A 20032-nucleotide genomic window follows, 5' to 3' on the forward strand; every position below is an offset into this window, starting at 1 on the left:
TGACGTTCGGTTGGGTCGGTTATTTCTCTGTCGCGGTCACGCGCGCACGAGTTCCGACTCCGAATACGTCGCCGAGTCGCCGGCCCTGGCTCAGTCTGGGAGGGCCCAGTTAGGGCGGGCCAGCTGTGCACGCACATTTCGCCGATAGCGGCTCGAAAAAACAGTTACGGCATCAATACAGCCGCCATCTACCTACATGATAGCTGGTCGACAGCTGGCTCCCATTTCGCGCTAAGTCAGCCGACTACAGTGTTGCCATGACCCGGCCCTCCTGCGAGCCCTCCCAAGCCCCTCTGGCCGCCGACCAGATCGACGATTCACCCGCCCCGCGGTTATCGGCCGATCACCCGGGTGTCAACGAGTTGTTCGCGGTCCTGGCCTACGGGGAGATCGCCGCGTTCTACCGGCTCACCGATGAGGCGCGGATGGCCCCTGACCTGCGCGGACGGATCTCCATGGCCAGCATGGCCGCCGCCGAGATGCAGCACTACGAGCAGCTGCGCGACGCGCTGGAAAGCCGCGGCGTCGACGTGGTGGGGGCGATGTCGAAGTACGTCTCGGCGCTGGAGAACTACCACCGGTTGACGATGCCCAGCACGTGGCTGGAGGCCCTGGTGAAGACCTACGTGGGCGACGCCCTGGCGGCCGATCTGTACCTGGAGATCGCCGACGGTCTGCCCGACGAGGTTGCCGACGTGGTGCGGGCGGCGCTGTCGGAGACCGGGCACTCGCAGTTCGTCGTCGCCGAGGTGCGCGCCGCGGTGACGTCCAGCGGCAAGCAGCGCAGCCGCCTGGCGCTGTGGTCACGCCGCCTGTTCGGCGAAGCGATCACCCAGGCCCAGTACCTGCTGGCCGACCACGACGAGCTGGTGGACCTGGTGATGTCCAGCGCCGGCGGCCTGGGCCAGCTCAACGCCTTCTTCGACCGGATGCAGCAGACGCACGACCGGCGCATGCACGAACTCGGCCTGAGCTGAGGCAGGCCCACCTGGCTCAGCGGGCGCAGGTCGCCATGTTCGAGTTGGTGGCCGAGGCGATGACCCGCTGACCGGCGGCGTTGAAGATCGAGCAGCTGAGCCGGCCGTAAAAGCTGGTCGCGACGACGGACTCGGTCTCCACGCCGGGGTTCAGCACCACCACCTTCGACCAGGGCAGCGACACGTTGAACTCCGTCTGGGGCACGCCCCGGGCGTCGGTGTAGACGATGTTGACCAGGTCCAGCAGCTGCTTGGTTCCGTTGACGCTGTAGACGACGGTGCGCGGGTTCACCGCGGCCGTCGGCGGTGTCGCGGCGAGCGGCGGGGCGACGGTGGGCGCGGCCACCCCGGGCGGCGCGGAGGGTGCGGCGCTGGGCGTGGTGACCGTCGTGAAGGTTTCGGCCGGCAACTGCGAGGGGCCGGGGGACGCGCTGGGTGGCACGGACGCCTTGGTGGTCGCCGGCGCCGAGGTGACCGGGTGGGGGGCGGGGGCGCCCAGCGTGGCCTTGGTGGACGCGCTGTCGCCGCTGTTGATGATCACGGCCGTGGCGATGGCGCCCAGGGCCACCACCGCGCCCACGATCGCCGTGGCGGGGCGCCAGCGCGAGTCCGCCGGCCAGCCCGTCCAGTTGTAGTCGGCGTTCAGGTAGGGGTCGGTATCGCAGGCGTCGGCATCGGCGGCGTAGTCGTCGGGGTAAGCCCGGATCCTGTCGTCAAGGTGCGGCAACGTGGTACCCATGGTGCCGAAGTTAGCCATGGGAAAGCACAGATCGGGTATCGCGCGGGTGGGCGAGACAACCTGAGAGCGAATCGTTATCGGGCCGCGACCGGTTTCGCTGACCGCGAAGTGTGGGGACGCGGCGGGGTCGGGGCCGGCCGCGTCCACTAGCCTGCTGCTGACAGGGCCGGGACTTCGATAGCTGCGGAATGACGGCAAGACCCATGGAAGGGGTGACCGTGGAGGTCAAGATCGGTATCACGGATAGTCCGCGCGAGCTGGTCCTTGCCAGCGCCCAGACGCCCGCCGAGGTCGAAGATCTGGTCAGCGCCGCACTGAGCGACGCGTCGGGTCTGCTGCGGCTGAGCGACGAGCGGGGCCGCCGCTTCCTGATTCACACCGCCAAGATCGCCTACGTCGAGATCGGCGCCGCCGACGCGCGCCGGGTGGGCTTCGGGATCAGCGCCGAAACCGGCAAACACGCCGGCAAGGGCCGTTAGGAGCGGGTCAGCGGCACGTGTGACAGCCCGCCCCAGGCGAACTGGACGGTGCCGTCGACCGCGTCCGCCTTGGAAATCGGCCGGTCGGAGTCCAGCCAGTACCTGGCGCAGTCGACGCTGATTCCCACCAGACCGACCGCGATCATCCGGGCCCGGTGCGGGTCCAGCCCGGAATCCTCGCTGATCAACGCGAAGACCGCGTCGATGCAGGATTCGGTGGCGACGCGCACCTGGGCGGCCACTTCGGGTTCGGTGACGTAGTCGTTCTCGAAGATCAGGCGGTAGCCCTGGCTGTCGTGCTCGATGAAATCGAAGAACGCCTGCACCGCGGAGTGCAACCGGCGCCGGTTGTCGGTGGTGGTGCTCAGGGCCTGCTGAACGCCCGACACCAGGTTTTCCACGTGCCGCGCCAGCACCGCCAGGTACAGCTCGAGCTTGCTCGAAAAGTGTTGGTACAGAACGGGTTTGCTGACTCCGGCGCGGTCGGCGATCTCGTCCATGCCCGCCGCGTGATAGCCGCGGTCGACGAACACGTCGCTGGCCACGATGAGCAATTGGCCGCGCCGCTCGTCGCGGGGCAACCGATTGCCTCGCCGGTTGGAAACCGCGGCTCCGTCCGGCCGACCGCGGTCAGCCGATCTGACGGCGCGCCGCGCCGGCACCTTGGCGAGTTCGCTCATCGAGTCCTCATCTGATTATCGGCGGCCGGCCATCGCTGAATCGGGGCCAACCGCTCGCAGCCCGTGGGAAAGACCTTACTACCCGCCGCCTCGATGCGACCGTCATCGCCGTCGTCGCCGCTGGCAGAAGCGGTGTCGGACGGCCGATTCGGGCGCGCCACCGGCGGCGGCGGTGCCCGGCTGTGTAATCCTGGGGAAATGACGTCCCCCCGGCCCCCACGCAGCACAGGGCGCGTGCCGGTGTTACGCGACGAGTGGCGAGAGCCGCTGCGGGCGCTGCGCGATCCGTTGGCGCGGGAAGCCGGACGGGTCCGGGCCGACCGCGAGCGGCCGCGACAGTGGCGCAAACAAACCTGGCTGGGCCGCTTCGTCTCCACCTACGGGTGGCGCGCGTACGCCCTGCCGGTCCTGGTGGTGCTCACCGCGGTGGTGATGTACCAGACGGTCACCGGCACCGGCGCCCCCAAGCCGACGGCCGGCCAGCCCATCCAGAGTCCGCCGGCGATCGGCGCGGTGGGCACCACGATCATCGACGCCCCGCCGCGCGGGCTCGCCGCGTTCGACGCCAACCTGCCGGCCGGAACGTTGCCCGACGGCGGCCCGTTCACCGAGGCGGGCGACAAGACCTGGCACATCGTGCCGGGCACCACGCCGCAGATCGGCCAGGGCACCGCCAAGGTGTTCCGGTACACCGTCGAAGTGGAGAACGGCATCGATCCGACCATGTTCGGCGGCGACGACGCCTTCGCCCAGATGGTCGACCAGACGCTGGCCAATCCGAAGGGCTGGACGCACAATCCGCAGTTCGCGTTCATCCGGATCGACGGAGCCAGTGGAGGCAAACCCGACTTTCGCATCTCGCTGGTGTCGCCGGTGACGGTGCGCGAAGGGTGCGGTTACGAATTCCGCCTCGAAACCTCTTGCTACAACCCGGTATTCGGCGCCAACCGGGAGGCGCGGGTGTTCATCAACGAGGCGCGCTGGGTACGGGGAGCCGTGCCGTTCGAAGGTGACATCGGCTCCTACCGGCAGTACGTGATCAACCACGAGGTCGGCCACGCCATCGGATACCTGCACCACGAACCCTGCGAGCAGCAGAACGCCCTGGCGCCGGTGATGATGCAGCAGACGTTTTCCACGTCGAACAACGACGCCGCGCAGTTCGACCCCGACGTCGTCAAGGCCGACGGCAAGACCTGCCGGTTCAATCCCTGGCCGTACCCGATCGCCTGACGGGCCTTTAGACGCCGCCTCGTTGCCGCGCCCCGCGCGGGCTGCTGTGATGGTAAGAGAAGCCAACCGAGGAGATGTTTCGCACGTGTCGACGTCGCTGCCGCCGCTGGTGGAGCCCGCAGACCACCTCAGTGGCGACGAGGTGGCCCGCTACAGCCGGCACCTGATCATTCCCGGCCTGGGGCTCGACGGGCAGAAGCGGCTCAAGAACGCCCGGGTGCTGGTGCTCGGCGCCGGCGGGCTCGGCGCCCCGACGTTGCTCTACCTGGCGGCCGCGGGCGTGGGCACGATCGGCATCGTCGATTTCGACGTGGTCGACGAGTCGAACCTGCACCGCCAGATCATCCACGGGGTGGCCGACGTCGGCCGGTCCAAGGCGCAGTCGGCGCGCGACTCCATCGCCGCGATCAACCCGCTGGTCGACGTGCGGCTGCACGAATTCCGGCTGGATTCCACCAACGCCGTCGAATTGTTTGGCGGCTACGACCTGATCGTGGACGGCACCGACAACTTCGCGACCCGGTATCTGGCCAACGACGCTGCGGTGCTGGCGAAAAAGCCGTACGTGTGGGGGTCGATCTACCGCTTCGAGGGCCAGGTCTCGGTCTGCTGGGAGGACGCCCCGGACGGACGCGGGCTCAACTATCGCGACCTCTACCCCGAACCCCCGCCGGCCGGCTCGGTCCCATCCTGCGCCGAGGGTGGGGTGCTGGGCATCGTCTGCGCGTCCATCGCCTCGGTGATGAGCACCGAAGTGATCAAACTCATCACCGGGATCGGCGAGTCGTTGCTGGGCCGCTTGATGATCTACGACGCGCTGGAGATGACCTACCGCACGATCGCGATTCGCCGCGACCCCTCGGACGCGTCGAGGCCCACGATCACCGGGCTCGTCGACTACGAGCAGCTGTGCGGCGTGACGCCCGAGCCCTCGGCGCACGACGCCGCGTCGGCCATCACGCCGCGCGAGCTGCGCGACTGGCTGGATTCGGGCAAGAAGCTGGCGCTGATCGACGTGCGTGAGCCGGTGGAGTTCGACATCGTGCACATCGATGGGGCCCAGCTGATCCCGCAGTCGTCGATCAATTCCGGCGAGGGTCTGGCAAAGCTGCCGCAGGACCGCCTGCCGGTGCTGTACTGCAAAACGGGGGTGCGTTCGGCCCAGGCGCTGGCCGTGGTGCGCAGGGCCGGCTTCGCCGACGCGGTGCATTTGCAGGGCGGGATCGTGGCGTGGGCGCAGCAGATGCAACCCGACATGGTCATGTACTGACCCGGCACGCCCTGTGGACTGCGGCGACCCGCCGCGCCCGGCTTCGCCGCGCTTGCGATCGCCGCTTGTTGGACTCGTTTAGAGTACCGGTGTGACAGTCGAGCCACCGCCGGATCATGTGCTGTCGGCGTTTGGTTTGGCCGGCGTCACACCCGTCAATCTGGGGGCCAGCTGGGAGGGCGGCTGGCGGTGCGGCGAAGTCGTCTTGTCGTTGGTGGCCGACAACGCGCGCGCGGCCTGGTCGGCCCGGGTCCGCGAGACCTTGTTCGTCGACGGCGTTCGCCTGGCGCGGCCGGTGCGTTCCACCGACGGGCGTTACGTCGTTTCCGGGTGGCGGGCGGACACCTTCGTCGCCGGGACGCCGGAGCCCCGCCATGACGAAGTCGTCTCGGCCGCGGTGCGCCTGCACGAGGCGACGGGCAAACTCGAGCGGCCCCGCTTCCTGACCCAGGGGCCCACGGCGCCGTGGGGCGACGTCGACATCTTCATCGCCGCCGATCGCGCGGCGTGGGAGGAACGGCCGCTGGCCTCGGTGCCGCCCGGAGCGCGGTCGGCGCCCGCGACGGCGGATGCCGAGCGATCCGTCGAGCTGCTGCATCAGTTGGGCACCCTGCGCAAGCCGACCAAGAGCCCCAACCAGCTGGTCCACGGAGACCTTTACGGCACAGTGCTTTTCGTCGGCACCGCCGCCCCCGGGATCACCGACATCACCCCGTACTGGCGGCCCGCGTCGTGGGCGGCCGGTGTGGTCGTCATCGATGCGCTGTCGTGGGGAGAGGCCGACGACGGCCTCATCGAGCGCTGGAACGCCCTGCCGGAATGGCCGCAGATGTTGTTGCGGGCGTTGATGTTTCGTCTCGCGGTCCACGCGCTGCATCCTCGGTCCACCGCCGAGGCGTTCCCGGGCCTGGCCCGCACCGCGGCGCTGGTCCGCCTGGTGCTCTAACCTGGCCGCCGCTAACGCCCGTCGGGGAACTCGTAGCGAACCTCGCGCAGCGCGATTTTGCCGTCGGTCGCCAGCACGCCTTCGGCGCGCAACAACTCCAGCTGGCGGGTCGTCAGGTGCCGCGCCGGACGACCGGACGCCGTGATCACCCGGTGCCACGGCAGGTCCGACGAGTCGGTCCGCATGATCCAGCCGACGATCCGCGGGCTGGAAAGCCCTGCGGCGGTGGCGATGTCACCGTAGGTGGCCACCCGCCCGGACGGGATCGCGGCAACCAGCGCACGCACCCGCTCGACCTGCTCGTCGGTGACCGGCGCCACGGTCAGCGGGCTTCCAACAGCTCGCGGGTCAACGCGGCGACCTCGTCGGGCTTGGCGTAGGGCACCATGTGGTTGCAGTCGAAATCCAGCAGCCGGAAGTCCGGTCCCAACCGCTCGGCCAGGGCGTCGATCAGTGTGTCGGTGACATAGGGCGGGGTGGTGCGCTTGGCCCGCACCAGCACGGTCGGGGTCGACGCGGGCGGCAGCACGGTCTCGCGGGCCAACTCGCTCCAGTACGACATCATCGCCGGCAGGCTCACCCGCCAGCCGTAACGCCCGCCCGGCAGGGCGATCAGGTGCTCGTCGATCTCGGCGTCCAGCAGGGCGGGTTCGACATCCGACCACGAGCCGTGCACCTTTTCCAGGCGCGCTTCCTCGGGGTCCGGGTAGTCGGGCGAGGACAGCATCGCCTCGGCGATCTCGCGCATCCACGTGCCGTCCAGCCCGACCGCCGGGTCGAGCAGCAGCAGCCCCGCCACCCGCTGCGGGCGGACGGCGGCCAGATGCATGGCCAGCCCGCCGCCGAACGAGTGACCCACGATCACCACGGGCGTGTCGGGCTGCTCGTCGAGCAGCGCGGCCAACGCCGCGACGTTGGCGTCGATGGTCCACGGCGCCGCCCACGACGACCTGCCGTGGCCCACCAGATCCGGTGCGGCGATGCCGATCCCGGGCAACAAGCCGGACAGCTGCTCCCAGCGCTGGCCGTGGCCGGTCAGCCCGTGCAACGCCAGGATCCGCACCGGACCGGACGGGCCGTAGCGGTGCACATGCAACTTCGCGGTCACCCGTCGATGGTGCCAGCCGCCGCGGTCGCGGGTTGCGGGCGGTCCTTAACGGTCGTCATCCCGGTCGTCCTCGGTGGAGACGATGTAGGCCTGTTCGATCACGTCGGCCTCGTTGGCTTCCCGGTCCGCGGCGGCGGCGACGTACTCGATGTCCAGACCGGTCTCGTCGTCGGAATCGACAGGCCGCCGTTGTTCCACCGCGTCGCCTTCCGGCGCCTCGTCGACGGGAAAGCCGCGTTCGTCGTCGTTCATGGTCTTGCACCCCTCCTTCCGTTCTCCGGCTCCTCCGGCCTCCAGGGTAAGAGGCGGCGGCGGGGGGGCCGGGTACGCTGGCCGCTCGATCAGGTCGACGACCCAAGGGGAGCGGTCATGGGCAGAATCAGGCGCGGTTGGGCGCTATCGCAGCAGAGCTGGCAGGTGCTGAAAAACGACCGGTCGCTGGTCCTTTTCCCCGTCCTGTCCACCCTTTTCGCCGTCCTCGCCGCGATCGCGATCTGGGCGCCGACGCTGCTGCTGCGCGGCGTGTTCGGCGGCCATCAGGTGGACCACCAGGACCCCGTCTACTACATCGCGGGCGTGGCGACGGCGTACGTGTCGACGTTCATCGCCATCTTCTTTAATGTGGCGCTCGCCGCGTGCGCGGTGCGCTCGATGCGCGGCGAGGACACCAGGGTCGCCGAAGGCATCACCGCCGCGGCGCGCCGGATCGGCCCGATCCTGGGGTGGAGCGTGGTGGCGACCACGGTCGGGCTGGTCCTCAAGGCGCTCGAGGAGCGCCTACCGACCCTGGCCAGGCTCGCCGCGGACCTGGTCGGCGCGGCGTGGGCGGTCGCAACGTTTTTCGTCATCCCGGTGATAGCGCTCGAGGGCACCGGACCGTTTCGGTCACTGCGCCGCTCGGTGGACACCATCAAGGCGCGCTGGGGTGAGAGCGCCGCCGGGGCGGCCACCATCGGGGTGGTCACGTTTCTGGTCACCCTGGTGGTCGTGGTGGGCGGTGTGGTCGGCGGCATCGCGCTGATCGCGGCCCGTCTGGCGCCGCTGGGTCTCGCGGTGCTGGCGGCGACGTTCGCGGTCGCCGTTGCCATCTCGTTCATCTCGACCGCGCTCAGCCAGATCTTCCGGGTCGCGGTCTACCAGTACGCGGTCACCGGCGAGACGGTCGGCGCGTTCGACCACCGGCTGCTGCAGGCGGCGTTCGTCGCGCGCTAGCGGATCTGTCGGACCCTCGTGATGTCATGCCGTCATGGCCTACACGTGGGATGCGCAAGCGCACACCGTCTTGGACCCCGGTGCGCGCGGTCAGCTGCGCATCCTGGGCGGCCCTGGCACCGGCAAGAGCAGCCTGCTGATCGACGCGGCGGTCGCCCAGATCGACGGCGGGGTCAACCCGGAATCGGTTCTGCTGCTTACCGGTTCCGGCCGGATCGGGATGGCCGAACGCGGCGCGCTGACGACGGCGCTGCTGCGGGCGCGGTCCGCCGGCCCGGGCCGGGCCGCCGTCAGCGAGCCGCTGGTGCGGACCGTGCACGGCTACGCATACGCGGTCCTGCGGCGCGCGGCCGAGCGGGCCGGTGAGGCGCCCCCGCGGATGGTCACCAGCGCCGAACAGGACGCCATCATCCGGGAGCTGCTGGCCGGCGACCTCGAAGACGGGCCGCGCGCGGCGACGGCCTGGCCGACCCCACTGCGGCCCGCGCTGAGCACCGCGGGATTCGCCGCCGAGCTGCGAAACCTGTTGTCCCGCTGCGCCGAACGCGGCGTGGACCCCCAGGAGCTGGAGCGGCTGGGCCGTCGCTGCCGGCGGCCCGAATGGACCGCCGCCGGCCAATTCGCCCGCCAGTACGAGCAGGTGATGCTGCTGCGCGCGGCGGTGGGCACGGCCGCGCCGGAGGCCACCACGCCCGCGCTGGGTGCCGCCGAACTGGTGGGCGCCGCGCTGGAAGCGTTCGCCGCGGACCCCGAGCTGTTGTCCGCCGAACGCGGCCGGATCCGCGTCTTGTTGGTCGACGACGCCCAGCAGCTCGACCCGCAGGCGGCCCGACTGGTTCGGGTGCTCTCCGCCGGCGCCGAGCTGGCGCTGATCGCCGGGGATCCCAACCAGGCGGTGTTCGGTTTCCGGGGCGGTGAACCCGCAGGGCTGCTCGGCGGCGACACGCCCTCGGTGACGCTGACGACGTCGCATCGCTGCGCCCCGGCCGTGGCGCGGGCGGTCAGCGGTATCGCCGCCCGGTTACCCGGCGGCGCCACCGGCCGGCGGATCGACGGCGCCGGGGCGGGGGAGGGCTCGGTCTCGGTGCGTCTGGCCGCGTCGGCGCATGCCGAGGCGGCGACCATCGCCGACGCGCTGCGGCGCGCACACCTGATCGACGGCGTGCCCTGGTCGCGGATGGCGGTCGTCGTCCGGTCGGTGCCGCGGGCGGGTGCGCGCCTGCCGCGCGCCCTGGCCGCCGCCGGGGTGCCGGTGGCCGCGCCCGCCATCCCCGGACCGTTGGCCGAGGAACCGGCCGCGCGGGCCCTGCTCACCGTGCTGCAGGCCACCGCCGACGGACTGGACGGCCAGCAGGCGCTGACGCTGCTGACCGGGCCCATCGGCCGAGTCGATCCGGTGTCGCTGCGCCAGCTGCGCCGAACGCTGCAGCGCGCCAACCCCGATCGCCGCCCGGGTGACTTCGCCGAGCTGCTGGTCGAGGCGCTGTCCGCCGACGGCGTGCCGGCGGGCCCGCAGTTCGCCCCGCTGCGCAAGGTCCGCGCGGTGCTGGACGCGGCGGCGCGCTCGCACGGCGCCGGCGAGGACCCGCGCTACACCCTGTGGGCCGCCTGGCACCGGTCCGGCCTGCAGCGCCGCTGGCTGTTGGTCAGCGAGCGCGGCGGGCCCGCCGCGGCCCAGGCCACCCGGGACCTCGAGTCGGTGACGGCGCTGTTCGACGTCACCGACGACTATGTGTCGCGCACCTCGGGCGCCTCCCTGCGCGGTCTGGTCGAGCACGTCGCCGCGCTGGCGCTGCCGGGTGCCGTTCCCGAGCCGTTCGCGGCGGCCGAACAGGTCCAGGTGCTCAGCGCGCACGCGGCGCTGGGGCACGAATGGGATTTCGTGGTCATCGCCGGACTGCAGGAAGGGTTGTGGCCCAACACCGTTCCGCGTGGAGGCGTGCTGGGTACCCAGCGGCTGCTGGACGTGCTGGACGGGGTCGGCGCGGACGCCTCGGTGCGGGCGCCGCTGCTGGCCGAGGAGCGCAGGCTGCTGGTCGCGGCGATGGGCCGGGCTCGCCGGCGCCTCCTGGTGACGGCCGTCGACAGCGACACCGGCGGGGCGGGCCACGAGGCGGCGCTGCCGTCGGTGTTCTTCGCCGAGATCGCGCGGTGGGCCGACGAAGAACCGGATTGCGCTGAGGTGCAACCGGTCTCGGCGCCGCGGGTGTTGTCGGCGGCCGCGCTGGTGGGCCGGCTGCGTGGCGTGGTGTGCGCCCCCGACGGCGCGGTCGACGAGGTCGCCCGCGACTGCGCGGCAACGCAACTGGCCCGGCTGGCCAAGGTGGGCGTGCCCGGCGCCGACCCGGCCGGGTGGCACGGCATGATCCCGATCAGCACCAGCGAACCGTTGCGGGGCAGCGGCGATGTGGTCACCCTGACGCCCTCGACCATGCAAACCCTCAACGACTGCCCGCTGCGCTGGCTCGCCGAGCGGCACGGCGGAGCCAACCCGCGCGATGTGCGCTCGACGATCGGCTCGGTGGTGCACGCCCTGATCGCCGAGCCGAACAAGAGCGATGCAGAACTGCTGGCCGAACTGGACCGCGCCTGGCAGCACCTGCCCTTTGCGGCGCAATGGCATTCGGCCAACGAGCTGGCCCGCCACCGCGCCATGCTGGAGGCGTTCACCGAGTGGCGAGCGCAGACCCGCGGCGCGTTGACCGAGGTCGGCGTCGAGGTCGAGATCGACGGAACCGTAACCACCGAGGGCGGCGAGGTCCGGCTGCGCGGGCGGGTCGACCGGGTCGAACGCGACGCCGAAGGCCGGCTGGTCATCGTCGACATCAAAACCGGCAAGACGCCGGTCAGCAAGGACGACGCGCAGCAACACGCCCAGCTGGCCATGTATCAGCTGGCGGTGGCCGAGGGATTGGTCGGCGAGGGGACCGACAACGTCGAACCCGGCGGCGCGCGGCTGGTCTACCTCGGCAAGACCGGGGCATCGGGAGTGGCCGAACGCCAACAGGATCCGATGACCGCGGCCGGTGGTGACGAATGGCGCAAGGTCATCGCGGCGGCGGCCGGCGCGACGTCCGGCCCGCAGTTCATCGCCCGGCGCAACGACGGCTGCACCCATTGCCCCATCCGGCCGAACTGCCCGGCCCACGCCGACGGGTCACCCCGATGAGGGCGCCACGGTATTCCCCGGCCGAATTAGCCGGCGCGCTCGGCCTTTTCCCGCCCACCGACGAGCAGGCCGCCGTCATCGCCGCGCCGCCGGGGCCGCTGGTGGTCATCGCCGGGGCCGGCGCCGGCAAGACCGAAACGATGGCCGCGCGGGTGGTGTGGCTGATCGCCAACGGCTATGCCGACCCCGGCCAGGTGCTCGGATTGACCTTCACCCGCAAGGCCGCCGGCCAGCTGCTGCGCCGGGTCCGGACCCGACTTGGCCGGCTGGCGGGTGTCGGCCTGGGCGTGCCGGGCGCCGTCGATGCGGCAGTCGACACCGAGGGCGCGCCGACGGTCAGCACCTACCACGCCTTCGCGGGCTCGCTGCTGCGCGACTACGGGCTGCTGTTGCCCCTCGAGCCCGACACCCGACTGCTCAGCGAAACCGAGTTGTGGCAACTGGCTTTCGACGTGGTGAACGCCTATCCCGGGGAACTGCGGACCGACAAGACCCCGGCGGCCGTCACCTCGATGGTGCTGCGGCTGTGGGGACAGCTGGCCGAACATCTGGTGGACACCGGCCAGCTGCGCGACACCCACGTGGAGCTGGAACGGCTCATCCACTCCCTGCCCGCCGGGCCATACCAGCGGGACCGCGGCCCCAGCCAATGGCTGCTGCGGCTGCTGGCCACCCAGACCGAACGCGCCGAACTGGTGCCACTGCTCGACGCCCTCAACGAACGCATGCGCGCCGCGAAGGTGATGGATTTCGGGATGCAGATGGCGTCCGCGGCCAGGCTGGCGGCGACGTTCCCGCAAGTCGGCGAGGACCTGCGCGGCCGGTATCGCGTCGTGCTGCTCGACGAGTACCAGGACACCGGCCACGCCCAACGCGTCGCGCTCTCAACGCTGTTCGGCGGTGGGGTCGACGACGGTCTGGCTCTCACGGCCGTCGGCGACCCCATCCAGTCGATCTACGGCTGGCGCGGCGCATCGGCGACCAACCTGCCCCGGTTCACCACCGACTTCCCCCGATCCGACGGCACCCCCGCGCCGATGCGCGAGTTGCGGACCAGCTGGCGCAATCCGCCGCGCACGCTGCGGGTGGCCAACGCGGTGTCGGCCGAGGCGCGGCGGCGCTCGGTCGCCGTGCACGCGCTGCGCCCGCGCCCGGACGCCCCGCCCGGCACGGTCCGCTGTGCGTTGCTGCCCGATGTGACGGCCGAGCGGGAGTGGATCGCCGAGCACCTCGACGCGCACTACCGGCGGGCCCGCGACGAGGGGGTCAGCCCGCCGACGGCCGCGGTGCTGGTGCGCCGCAACGCCGATGCGGCGCCCATCGCGGACGCGCTGCACGCCCGCGGGATCCCGGTCGAGGTCGTCGGGCTGGCCGGGCTGCTGGCCATCCCGGAGGTCGCCGAGGTGGTCGCCGTGCTGCGGCTGGTCGCCGACCCGACGGCCGGCGCGGCGGCGATGCGGGTGCTCACCGGTTCGCGCTGGCGCCTGGGCGCCCGCGACCTCGCGGCGCTGTGGCAGCGCGCCCGAGCGCTGGGCGCGGGTGCGCCGTCGGTCGACGCCTGCTCGCCGGAGTCGATCGCGAGTGCGGCCGGCCCCGACGCGGACATCGTGTGCCTGGCCGACGCGATCGCCGATCCCGGTGCGGCCGGGGCATATTCGGCCGCGGGATATCAGCGCATCACCGCGCTGGCCGCCGAACTAAGCGCCCTGCGCGCCCACCTCGGCCATCCGCTCCCGGAGCTCGTGGCCGAGGTGCGCCGGGTGCTCGGCATCGACTGCGAGGTCCGGGCCGCGGCGGGGGTGGGAGCCGGCTGGGCCGGCACCGAGCACCTGGACGCGTTCGCCGACGTCGTCGCCGCCTACGCCGAACGCACCGACGCCGTCACCGGGCCGGGGGACGGATCGGCGGCCACGTCGGTGACCGGCCTGCTGGCCTACCTGGACGTGGCCGAGTCGGTCGAAAACGGCCTGGCGCCGGCACCATTGGCGGTCGCCCGCGACCGCGTCCAGGTGCTCACCGTGCACTCGGCGAAGGGGCTCGAATGGCAGGTGGTGGCGGTGGCGCACCTGTCCGGCGGCACCTTCCCGTCGACGGCGTCGAAGAGCACCTGGCTCACCGATGCCGCGGAGCTGCCGCCGCTGTTGCGAGGCGACCGCGCCGACGCCGGCATTTTGGGCATCCCGGTCATGGACACCTCGGACGTCACCAACCGAAAGCAGCTGTCGGACAAGATCTCCGAGCATCGCCGCCAGCTCGAGCAGCGGCGCATCGACGAGGAGCGGCGGCTGCTGTATGTCGCCATCACCCGCGCGGAGGACACCCTGCTGGTGTCCGGGCACCACTGGGGGGCCACCGGCATCAAGCCGCGCGGCCCGTCGGACTTCCTGTGCGAGATCAAGGCCGTCATCGACGATTCGGTCGCTGCCGGCGAACCCTGCGGAACGGTGGAGCACTGGGCGCCGTCACCCGCCGACGGCGAACCAAACCCGCTGCGCGACAACGTCGTCGAAGCCGTCTGGCCACCCGACCCGTTGTCCGGGCGGCGCAACGACGTCGAGCGCGGGGCGGCGCTGGTGGCTCGGGCGCTGCGCGCCGGCGCGACCGAAACCGGGGTCGACGTGGATGGCTGGGCCGCCGACGTCGACGCCCTGCTGGCCGAGCGTGCCAGGCTGGTGCAGCCGGCGCCGCGCACCCTGCCCGGCCAATTGTCCGTCAGCTCCCTGGTCGGCCTGGCGCGCGACCCGGAGGGCACGGCGCAGCGGTTGAGGCATCGGCTGCCGTCGCGCCCCGAACCGCATGCCTTGCTGGGCAATGCCTTTCACGCGTGGGTGCAGAAGTTCTACGGCGCCGAGTGCCTGTTCGATCTCGGCGACCTGCCCGGCGCGGCGGATTCCGATGTCGGCGACAGCACGGAATTGGCCGCATTGCAGGAGGCCTTCGCCGAATCACCCTGGGCCGCAAGAACACCCGTCGCCGTGGAGGTGCCGTTCGAAATGCCGATCGGCGACACCCTTGTGCGCGGGCGCATCGACGCGGTCTTCGCCGACCCCGACGGCGGCGCCACCGTGGTCGACTGGAAAACCGGTGAACCGCCGCGCGGGCCCGAAGCGATGCGGCAGGCCGCCGTCCAGCTCGCGGTGTATCGCTCGGCCTGGGCGGCGCTGGCCGGTGTGCCCGAATCGTCGGTGCGCACCGCCTTCTATTACGTGCGCGCCCGCACCACGGTGATCCCCGATGCACTGCCGGGCGACGCCGAGGTCGCGGACCTGCTGTCGGCTCCGAGTATTGGGGAAGCTGTGGCCGTGGTTACATAAGACCCGTGCGTGTCGCGTGCGCAGAAGTGCAGCCGGTGACGGGCCGCCGTGGGCAACGGTAGGTCCCGAAAGCTGAGCGGTCTGGACGAAACCCTGACCGCTCAGCGCGGTCACCAGCTGATCGGCGTGGTGCGCATCCCCGAAGATCACGCGAGTCCCATCCGGGTCATCACCCGTCGCCTGGCCATCGCGCTGGTGGTGCTGTTGGCCGCGGCCGTCATCGTCTACCTGGACCGCAACGGGTACCGCGACGTGCGCAACCAACCGCTGACGTTTCTGGACTGCGTGTATTTCTCCGCGGTCTCGCTGTCGACGACCGGCTACGGCGACATCACGCCCTACACCGAGACCGCGCGCCTGGTGCACACCCTGATCTTCACCGCGCTGCGGATCGCGTTCCTGGCCGTGCTGGTCGGCACCACGCTCGAAGTGCTCTCCGAGCGGTCTCGCCAAGGGTGGAAGATTCAGCGTTGGAGGAGCAGAGTGCGCAACCACACCATCGTGATCGGCTACGGCACCAAGGGGAAGACGGCGGTCGCCGCCATCCTCGGTGACGAGACCGCCCAGGGCGACGTCGTCGTCGTCGACACCGATCGCGGCACCCTCGAGCACGCCGAAAGCGCGGGGCTGGTCACCCTGCACGGCGACGCCACCAAGGCCGATGTGCTGCGGCTGGCCGGCGCCCAGCACGCGGCGTCCATCGTGGTGGCCACCAGCCGCGACGACACCGCGGTGCTGGTGACGCTGACGGCGCGCGAGCTGGCACCCAACGCCAAGATCGTCGCCTCGATCCGGGAGACGGAGAATCAGCACCTGCTGCAGCAGTCCGGAGCGGACTCGGTGGTGGTCTCCTCGGCCACCGCGGGCCGGCTCCTGGGGCTGGCCACCACCACGCCCAGCGTCGTGGAGATGATCGAGGACCTGCTGACCCCCGACGTCGGGCTGGCCATCGCCGAGCGTGAGGTGGAGCAGACCGAGGTCGGCGGATCGCCACGGCACCTGCGCGACACCGTGCTCGGCGTGGTCCGCGACGGCCGGCTGCTGCGCATCGGCGCACCCGAGGTGGATGCCATCGAGGCCAACGACCGGCTGCTCTACATCCGAAACGCCGACCACTGATGGCGATCGCGGACTTCCAGCTGCGCAGCGTGCCGTTGCTGTCGCGCGTCGGCGCCGACCGCGCCGATCAGCTGCGCACCGACGTCGAGGCCGCCACCGCCGGCTGGGCGGAGGCGGCGCTGCTGCGGGTGGATTCGCGCAACCAGGTGCTGGCCGCCAACGGCCGCGTGGTGCTCGGCGCCGCGGCCGAAGTGGGCGACAAGCCGCCGCCGGAGGCGGTGTTTCTGGGTCGCCTGGAGGACGGCCGGCACGTCTGGGGGATCCGCGGCGCGCTGCAAGCCCCGGACGATCCGGGCGCGCACGCCGAGGTGGTGAACCTGCGCAGCCTCGGCCCGATCTTCGATGACACCAGCAGCCAGCTGGTGTCCGCGGCCGTCGCGCTGCTGAATTGGCACGAGAAGGCGCGGTACAGCCCCGAGGACGGTTCGCCGACGCGGCCGGCCCGGGCGGGATGGGCACGCGTCAACCCGGTCACCGGTCACGAGGAGTTCCCGCGCATCGACCCGGCGGTGATCTGCCTGGTCCACGACGGCGGTGACCGCGCGGTGCTGGCCCGCCAGGCGGTGTGGCCGGAGCGGATGTTCTCGCTGCTGGCCGGATTCGTCGAGGCCGGTGAATCCTTCGAGGTATGCGTCGCCCGCGAGATCCGCGAGGAGATCGGCCTAACCGTGCGCGACGTGCGCTACCTGGGCAGCCAGCCCTGGCCGTTCCCGCGCTCGCTGATGGTGGGCTTCCACGCCGTCGGCGACCCGGCCGAAGAGTTCTCCTTCAACGACGGCGAGATCGCCGAGGCGGCCTGGTTCACCCGCGAGGAGGTGCGGGCCGCGCTGGCGGCGGGGGACTGGTCGAGCTCGTCGGAGTCGAAACTGCTGCTGCCGGGGTCGATCTCGATCGCCCGGGTGATCATCGAATCCTGGGCCGCGATCGACTGAGGGCTAGCTGCCGGCCTCGGCCAGCTTGGCCTTCACCTGGGCGGCGCTCGGGTTGGTCAGCGTCGACCCGTCTGCGAACTTGACCGTCGGGACCGTCCTGTTGCCGCCGTTGACCGAGCTGACGAAGTCTGCGGCCGCCGCGTCGTGCTCGATGTCGACCGCCTCGTAGGGGATCCCGTTGGACTTGAGCACCGTCATGAGCCGGTGGCAGTAACCACACCAGGAGGTCGTGTAGACGGTGAGCGGCGCAGAGGTCATGGTTGGTTAACGTAGCTTGGCGACGATGCATTCCGCGCCGGGGGTGTTCGGGCGACACGCCGGGCCGCCGATCAAGGTGTGGCGATGCGCGGGGTTTGTCACCGAGCGCTGCCAAGATGGACGCCATGCCGACGGTCGCCGATCCCTTGACAGCCGGGCTGGACGACGAGCAGCGCGAAGCCGTGCTGGCTCCCCGCGGCCCGGTCTGCGTGCTCGCCGGCGCCGGAACGGGAAAGACGCGCACCATCACCCACCGGATCGCGCAGCTGATCGCCAGCGGTCACGTCGCGGCCGGGCAGGTGCTGGCCGTCACCTTCACCCAGCGGGCGGCGGGGGAGATGCGCTCGAGGCTGCGGATGATCGACGCCGCGGCGGGCGCGGGCACCACCGTCGGCGCGGTCTCGGCCCTGACGTTCCACGCGGCCGCCCACCGGCAGCTGCGGTATTTCTGGCCGCGGGTGGTCGGCGACACCGGCTGGCAGCTGCTGGACAGCAAATTCGCCGTCGTCGCCCGGGCGGCCGCCCGCGCCCGGATCAACGTCGGCACCGACGACGTGCGCGACCTCGCCGGCGAGATCGAGTGGGCCAAGGCCTCGCTGATCGGCCCGGAGGAATACCCGGCCGCCGTTGCCGACGCCGCGCGCGACATCCCGCTGGACGCCGCGCGGGTCGCCACCGTCTACGCCGCCTACGAGGCGCTCAAGGTCCGCGACGAGAACGTCACCCTGCTCGATTTCGACGACCTGTTGCTGCACACCGCGGCCGCGATCGAAAACGATGCCGCGGTGGCCGAAGAGTTCCGCGACCGGTACCGCTGCTTCGTCGTCGACGAATATCAGGACGTCACCCCGTTGCAGCAGCGGGTGCTGACGGCGTGGCTGGGCGATCGCGACGACCTGACCGTGGTGGGCGACGCCAACCAGACCATCTACTCGTTCACCGGCGCCTCGCCGCGGTTCCTGCTCGACTTCTCCCGCCGGTTCCCCGACGCCACCGTGGTGCGCCTGGAACGCGACTACCGCTCCACCCCGCAGGTGGTGTCGCTGGCCAACCAGGTGATCGCCGCGGCGCGCGGCCGCGTCGCCGGCAGCAAGCTGCACCTGGTGGGCCAGCGGGCCCCCGGTCCGGCGCCCTCGTTTAGCGAGCATCCCGACGAACCCGCCGAGGCCGCCGCGGTCGCGGCGTCGATCAAGCGGCTCATCGAATCCGGTACCCCGGCGTCCGAGATCGCGGTGCTCTACCGCGTCAACGCGCAATCGGAGATCTACGAGGAGGCGTTGACCGAGGCCGGCATCGCCTATCAGGTTCGCGGTGGCGAGGGGTTCTTCAACCGGCAGGAGATCAAGCAGGCCCTGCTGGCGCTGCAGCGGGCCTCGGAACGCGCCACCGAGGACGCCGGGGGGCCGCTCCCCGACGTGGTGCGCTCGGTGCTGGAACCGCTGGGGCTCACCGCCGAGGAACCGGTGGGCGCCCGGGCCCGCGAGCGCTGGGAAGCGTTGACCGCCTTGGCCGAACTGGTGGACGACGAAGTCGCGCAGCGTCCGCAGCTCGACTTTCCCGGGCTGATGGCCGAACTCCGGATGCGCGCCGACTCCCGGCACCCACCGGTGGTGCAGGGCGTCGCGCTGGCCTCGCTGCACGCCGCCAAGGGGCTCGAGTGGGACGCGGTGTTCTTGGTCGGGTTGGCCGACGGCACGCTGCCCATCTCGCACGCGCTGGCGCACGGCGCCGAAAGCGAAGCGGTCGAGGAGGAACGCCGGCTGCTCTACGTCGGAATCACTAGGGCCAGAACGCATTTGGCGCTCAGCTGGGCGCTGGCCCGCAGCCCGGGCGGTCGCCAGGGGCGCAAGCCCTCGCGGTTCCTCAACGGCATCGCGCCCCAGGCGCGGGCCGACGCCGCGCCGAACAAGTCTCGCCGCACCCGCGGCACCGCGACCCGCTGCCGGATCTGCAACAACAACCTGACCACCCCGGCCGCCGTCATGCTGCGGCGCTGCGAGACCTGCGCCGCCGACATCGACGAGGACCTGTTGCTGCGGCTCAAGGCCTGGCGGCTGGACGTCGCCAAGGAGCAGAAGGTGCCCGCCTACGTCGTCTTCACCGACAACACGCTGATCGCCATCGCCGAGCTGCTGCCCGGTGACGAAGAGGCGCTCATCGCGATCCCGGGCATCGGCTCCCGCAAGCTGGAACAGTACGGGCCCGACGTGCTGGAGTTGGTGCGCAGCCGCTGACCGGCTAAACCCGCAGGTCAGAAAATCGGTTGTGGTCTGCGGCGGTGACCATTTACCCTCGAATCGCACAACTCGGCACCACGGATGTCGGCACATGGAAGGGGGTGGCCACGATGATCAACGACGCTTTCGGTGTAGGCGTGGCCCGCGCGGCGCTCGACGCTGCTACCTCCCACGCCGCACACGCCGCCACGGCGGCCGCGCGTAAGCATCGCGCCGCCGCCGCGACCGACGCGTCCGTACAAGTCGGGGGCCCACCGAAGGCAAGCTAAGCACCAGCCCGGTTTTCTCCCCAGATGGCCACGGACCCGAAGTCACAGGATCCGTGGCCATAGTTGTTGAGCGACAACTTCTTGACCTGG

At 71.2% G+C, this 20032-nt stretch carries 17 protein-coding genes; 11 read left to right on the forward strand and 6 right to left on the reverse strand.

Going from position 1 to position 20032, the window contains the following annotated elements:
• The first annotated feature begins 257 nt into the window (after positions 1–257).
• Positions 258–977: a ferritin-like fold-containing protein gene (locus AC5Y5B_RS24260; protein WP_500007110.1), complete on the forward strand. Its 720-nt coding sequence runs from the start codon at positions 258–260 to the stop codon at positions 975–977.
• A gap of 16 nt (positions 978–993) precedes the next feature.
• Here the strand turns inward: AC5Y5B_RS24260 and AC5Y5B_RS24265 are convergent, their stop codons facing one another.
• Entirely contained in the window at positions 994–1716 is a 723-nt protein-coding gene (locus AC5Y5B_RS24265; RefSeq protein ID WP_289176372.1) for an MmpS family transport accessory protein, read from the reverse strand.
• A gap of 218 nt (positions 1717–1934) precedes the next feature.
• Here AC5Y5B_RS24265 and AC5Y5B_RS24270 point away from each other — a divergent pair, with 218 nt between their 5' ends.
• The gene (locus tag AC5Y5B_RS24270; RefSeq protein ID WP_112635596.1) at positions 1935–2195 is read left to right on the forward strand and encodes a DUF3107 domain-containing protein; all 261 of its coding nucleotides are present in this window, start codon (positions 1935–1937) and stop codon (positions 2193–2195) included.
• Here AC5Y5B_RS24270 and fasR read toward each other — a convergent pair.
• Positions 2192–2875 (reverse strand): HTH-type transcriptional activator FasR, encoded by a 684-nt coding sequence (gene fasR, locus AC5Y5B_RS24275; protein WP_066867944.1) that lies wholly within the window; start codon positions 2873–2875, stop codon positions 2192–2194. The two genes, AC5Y5B_RS24270 and fasR, sit on opposite strands and share 4 nt — an antisense overlap.
• 93 nt (positions 2876–2968) lie before the next feature.
• On the opposite strand from fasR, the gene AC5Y5B_RS24280 reads away from it, so the two are divergent.
• From AC5Y5B_RS24280 to AC5Y5B_RS24290, 3 genes are all read left to right on the forward strand, one after another.
• Positions 2969–4108 (forward strand): DUF3152 domain-containing protein, encoded by a 1140-nt coding sequence (locus tag AC5Y5B_RS24280; RefSeq protein WP_112635594.1) that lies wholly within the window; start codon positions 2969–2971, stop codon positions 4106–4108.
• A gap of 85 nt (positions 4109–4193) precedes the next feature.
• Positions 4194–5378, forward strand: coding sequence for an adenylyltransferase/sulfurtransferase MoeZ (gene moeZ / locus AC5Y5B_RS24285; protein ID WP_500007112.1), 1185 nt, complete (start codon positions 4194–4196; stop codon positions 5376–5378).
• 91 nt (positions 5379–5469) lie between these two features.
• Positions 5470–6324: a TIGR02569 family protein gene (locus AC5Y5B_RS24290; protein WP_112635588.1), complete on the forward strand. Its 855-nt coding sequence runs from the start codon at positions 5470–5472 to the stop codon at positions 6322–6324.
• Between the two features lie 11 nt (positions 6325–6335).
• Here AC5Y5B_RS24290 and AC5Y5B_RS24295 read toward each other — a convergent pair whose 3' ends face one another.
• Genes AC5Y5B_RS24295 through AC5Y5B_RS24305 form a run of 3 tightly spaced genes read right to left on the reverse strand, consistent with a single transcriptional unit; the run spans position 6336 to position 7684 of the window.
• Positions 6336–6644 (reverse strand): MGMT family protein, encoded by a 309-nt coding sequence (locus AC5Y5B_RS24295; protein ID WP_112635586.1) that lies wholly within the window; start codon positions 6642–6644, stop codon positions 6336–6338.
• Between the two features lie 2 nt (positions 6645–6646).
• Positions 6647–7432: an alpha/beta fold hydrolase gene (locus AC5Y5B_RS24300; protein ID WP_500007113.1), complete on the reverse strand. Its 786-nt coding sequence runs from the start codon at positions 7430–7432 to the stop codon at positions 6647–6649.
• A gap of 45 nt (positions 7433–7477) precedes the next feature.
• A complete protein-coding gene (locus AC5Y5B_RS24305) occupies positions 7478–7684 on the reverse strand; it encodes an Rv3202a family protein (protein WP_112635583.1) in 207 nt (68 codons plus the stop codon).
• 117 nt (positions 7685–7801) lie between these two features.
• Between AC5Y5B_RS24305 and AC5Y5B_RS24310 the strand changes: the two genes are divergently transcribed.
• Genes AC5Y5B_RS24310 through nudC form a run of 5 tightly spaced genes read left to right on the forward strand, consistent with a single transcriptional unit; the run spans position 7802 to position 17178 of the window.
• The gene (locus tag AC5Y5B_RS24310) at positions 7802–8644 is read left to right on the forward strand and encodes a DUF6159 family protein (protein WP_500007115.1); all 843 of its coding nucleotides are present in this window, start codon (positions 7802–7804) and stop codon (positions 8642–8644) included.
• A gap of 34 nt (positions 8645–8678) precedes the next feature.
• Positions 8679–11813, forward strand: coding sequence for an ATP-dependent helicase (locus AC5Y5B_RS24315; RefSeq protein ID WP_500007117.1), 3135 nt, complete (start codon positions 8679–8681; stop codon positions 11811–11813).
• Complete coding sequence (locus AC5Y5B_RS24320; protein WP_289176370.1) at positions 11810–15127, forward strand: ATP-dependent helicase; 3318 nt, start codon at positions 11810–11812, stop codon at positions 15125–15127. The genes AC5Y5B_RS24315 and AC5Y5B_RS24320 overlap by 4 nt, the downstream gene beginning before the upstream one ends.
• A 48-nt stretch (positions 15128–15175) precedes the next feature.
• Complete coding sequence (locus AC5Y5B_RS24325; RefSeq protein ID WP_112634766.1) at positions 15176–16246, forward strand: potassium channel family protein; 1071 nt, start codon at positions 15176–15178, stop codon at positions 16244–16246.
• The gene (gene nudC, locus AC5Y5B_RS24330) at positions 16246–17178 is read left to right on the forward strand and encodes an NAD(+) diphosphatase (RefSeq protein WP_112634765.1); all 933 of its coding nucleotides are present in this window, start codon (positions 16246–16248) and stop codon (positions 17176–17178) included. Before AC5Y5B_RS24325 ends, nudC begins: the two co-directional genes overlap by 1 nt.
• Positions 17179–17181: 3 nt before the next feature.
• Here the strand turns inward: nudC and mrx1 are convergent, their stop codons facing one another.
• Positions 17182–17436 (reverse strand): mycoredoxin Mrx1, encoded by a 255-nt coding sequence (gene mrx1 / locus AC5Y5B_RS24335; protein WP_112634764.1) that lies wholly within the window; start codon positions 17434–17436, stop codon positions 17182–17184.
• Between the two features lie 125 nt (positions 17437–17561).
• Between mrx1 and AC5Y5B_RS24340 the strand changes: the two genes are divergently transcribed.
• On the forward strand, positions 17562–19670 hold the full coding sequence (locus AC5Y5B_RS24340) for an ATP-dependent DNA helicase UvrD2 (protein WP_500007126.1): 2109 nt from the start codon (positions 17562–17564) through the stop codon (positions 19668–19670).
• Positions 19671–20032: the final 362 nt, after the last annotated feature.

It is taken from the genome of Mycobacterium sp. NGS33, from assembly GCF_059812885.1.

Bases quoted from the DNA above. Each gene is read 5' to 3' on its own strand.
- AC5Y5B_RS24260 (WP_500007110.1), top strand. From the start codon at position 258: ATGACCCGGCCCTCCTGCGAGCCCTCCCAAGCCCCTCTGGCCGCCGAC.
- AC5Y5B_RS24265 (WP_289176372.1), bottom strand. From the start codon at position 1,716: ATGGGTACCACGTTGCCGCACCTTGACGACAGGATCCGGGCTTACCCC.
- fasR (WP_066867944.1), bottom strand. From the start codon at position 2,875: ATGAGCGAACTCGCCAAGGTGCCGGCGCGGCGCGCCGTCAGATCGGCT.
- AC5Y5B_RS24280 (WP_112635594.1), top strand. From the start codon at position 2,969: ATGCGACCGTCATCGCCGTCGTCGCCGCTGGCAGAAGCGGTGTCGGAC.
- AC5Y5B_RS24305 (WP_112635583.1), bottom strand. From the start codon at position 7,684: ATGAACGACGACGAACGCGGCTTTCCCGTCGACGAGGCGCCGGAAGGC.
- AC5Y5B_RS24310 (WP_500007115.1), top strand. From the start codon at position 7,802: ATGGGCAGAATCAGGCGCGGTTGGGCGCTATCGCAGCAGAGCTGGCAG.
- AC5Y5B_RS24315 (WP_500007117.1), top strand. From the start codon at position 8,679: ATGGCCTACACGTGGGATGCGCAAGCGCACACCGTCTTGGACCCCGGT.
- AC5Y5B_RS24320 (WP_289176370.1), top strand. From the start codon at position 11,810: ATGAGGGCGCCACGGTATTCCCCGGCCGAATTAGCCGGCGCGCTCGGC.
- nudC (WP_112634765.1), top strand. From the start codon at position 16,246: ATGGCGATCGCGGACTTCCAGCTGCGCAGCGTGCCGTTGCTGTCGCGC.
- mrx1 (WP_112634764.1), bottom strand. From the start codon at position 17,436: ATGACCTCTGCGCCGCTCACCGTCTACACGACCTCCTGGTGTGGTTAC.
- AC5Y5B_RS24340 (WP_500007126.1), top strand. From the start codon at position 17,562: ATGCCGACGGTCGCCGATCCCTTGACAGCCGGGCTGGACGACGAGCAG.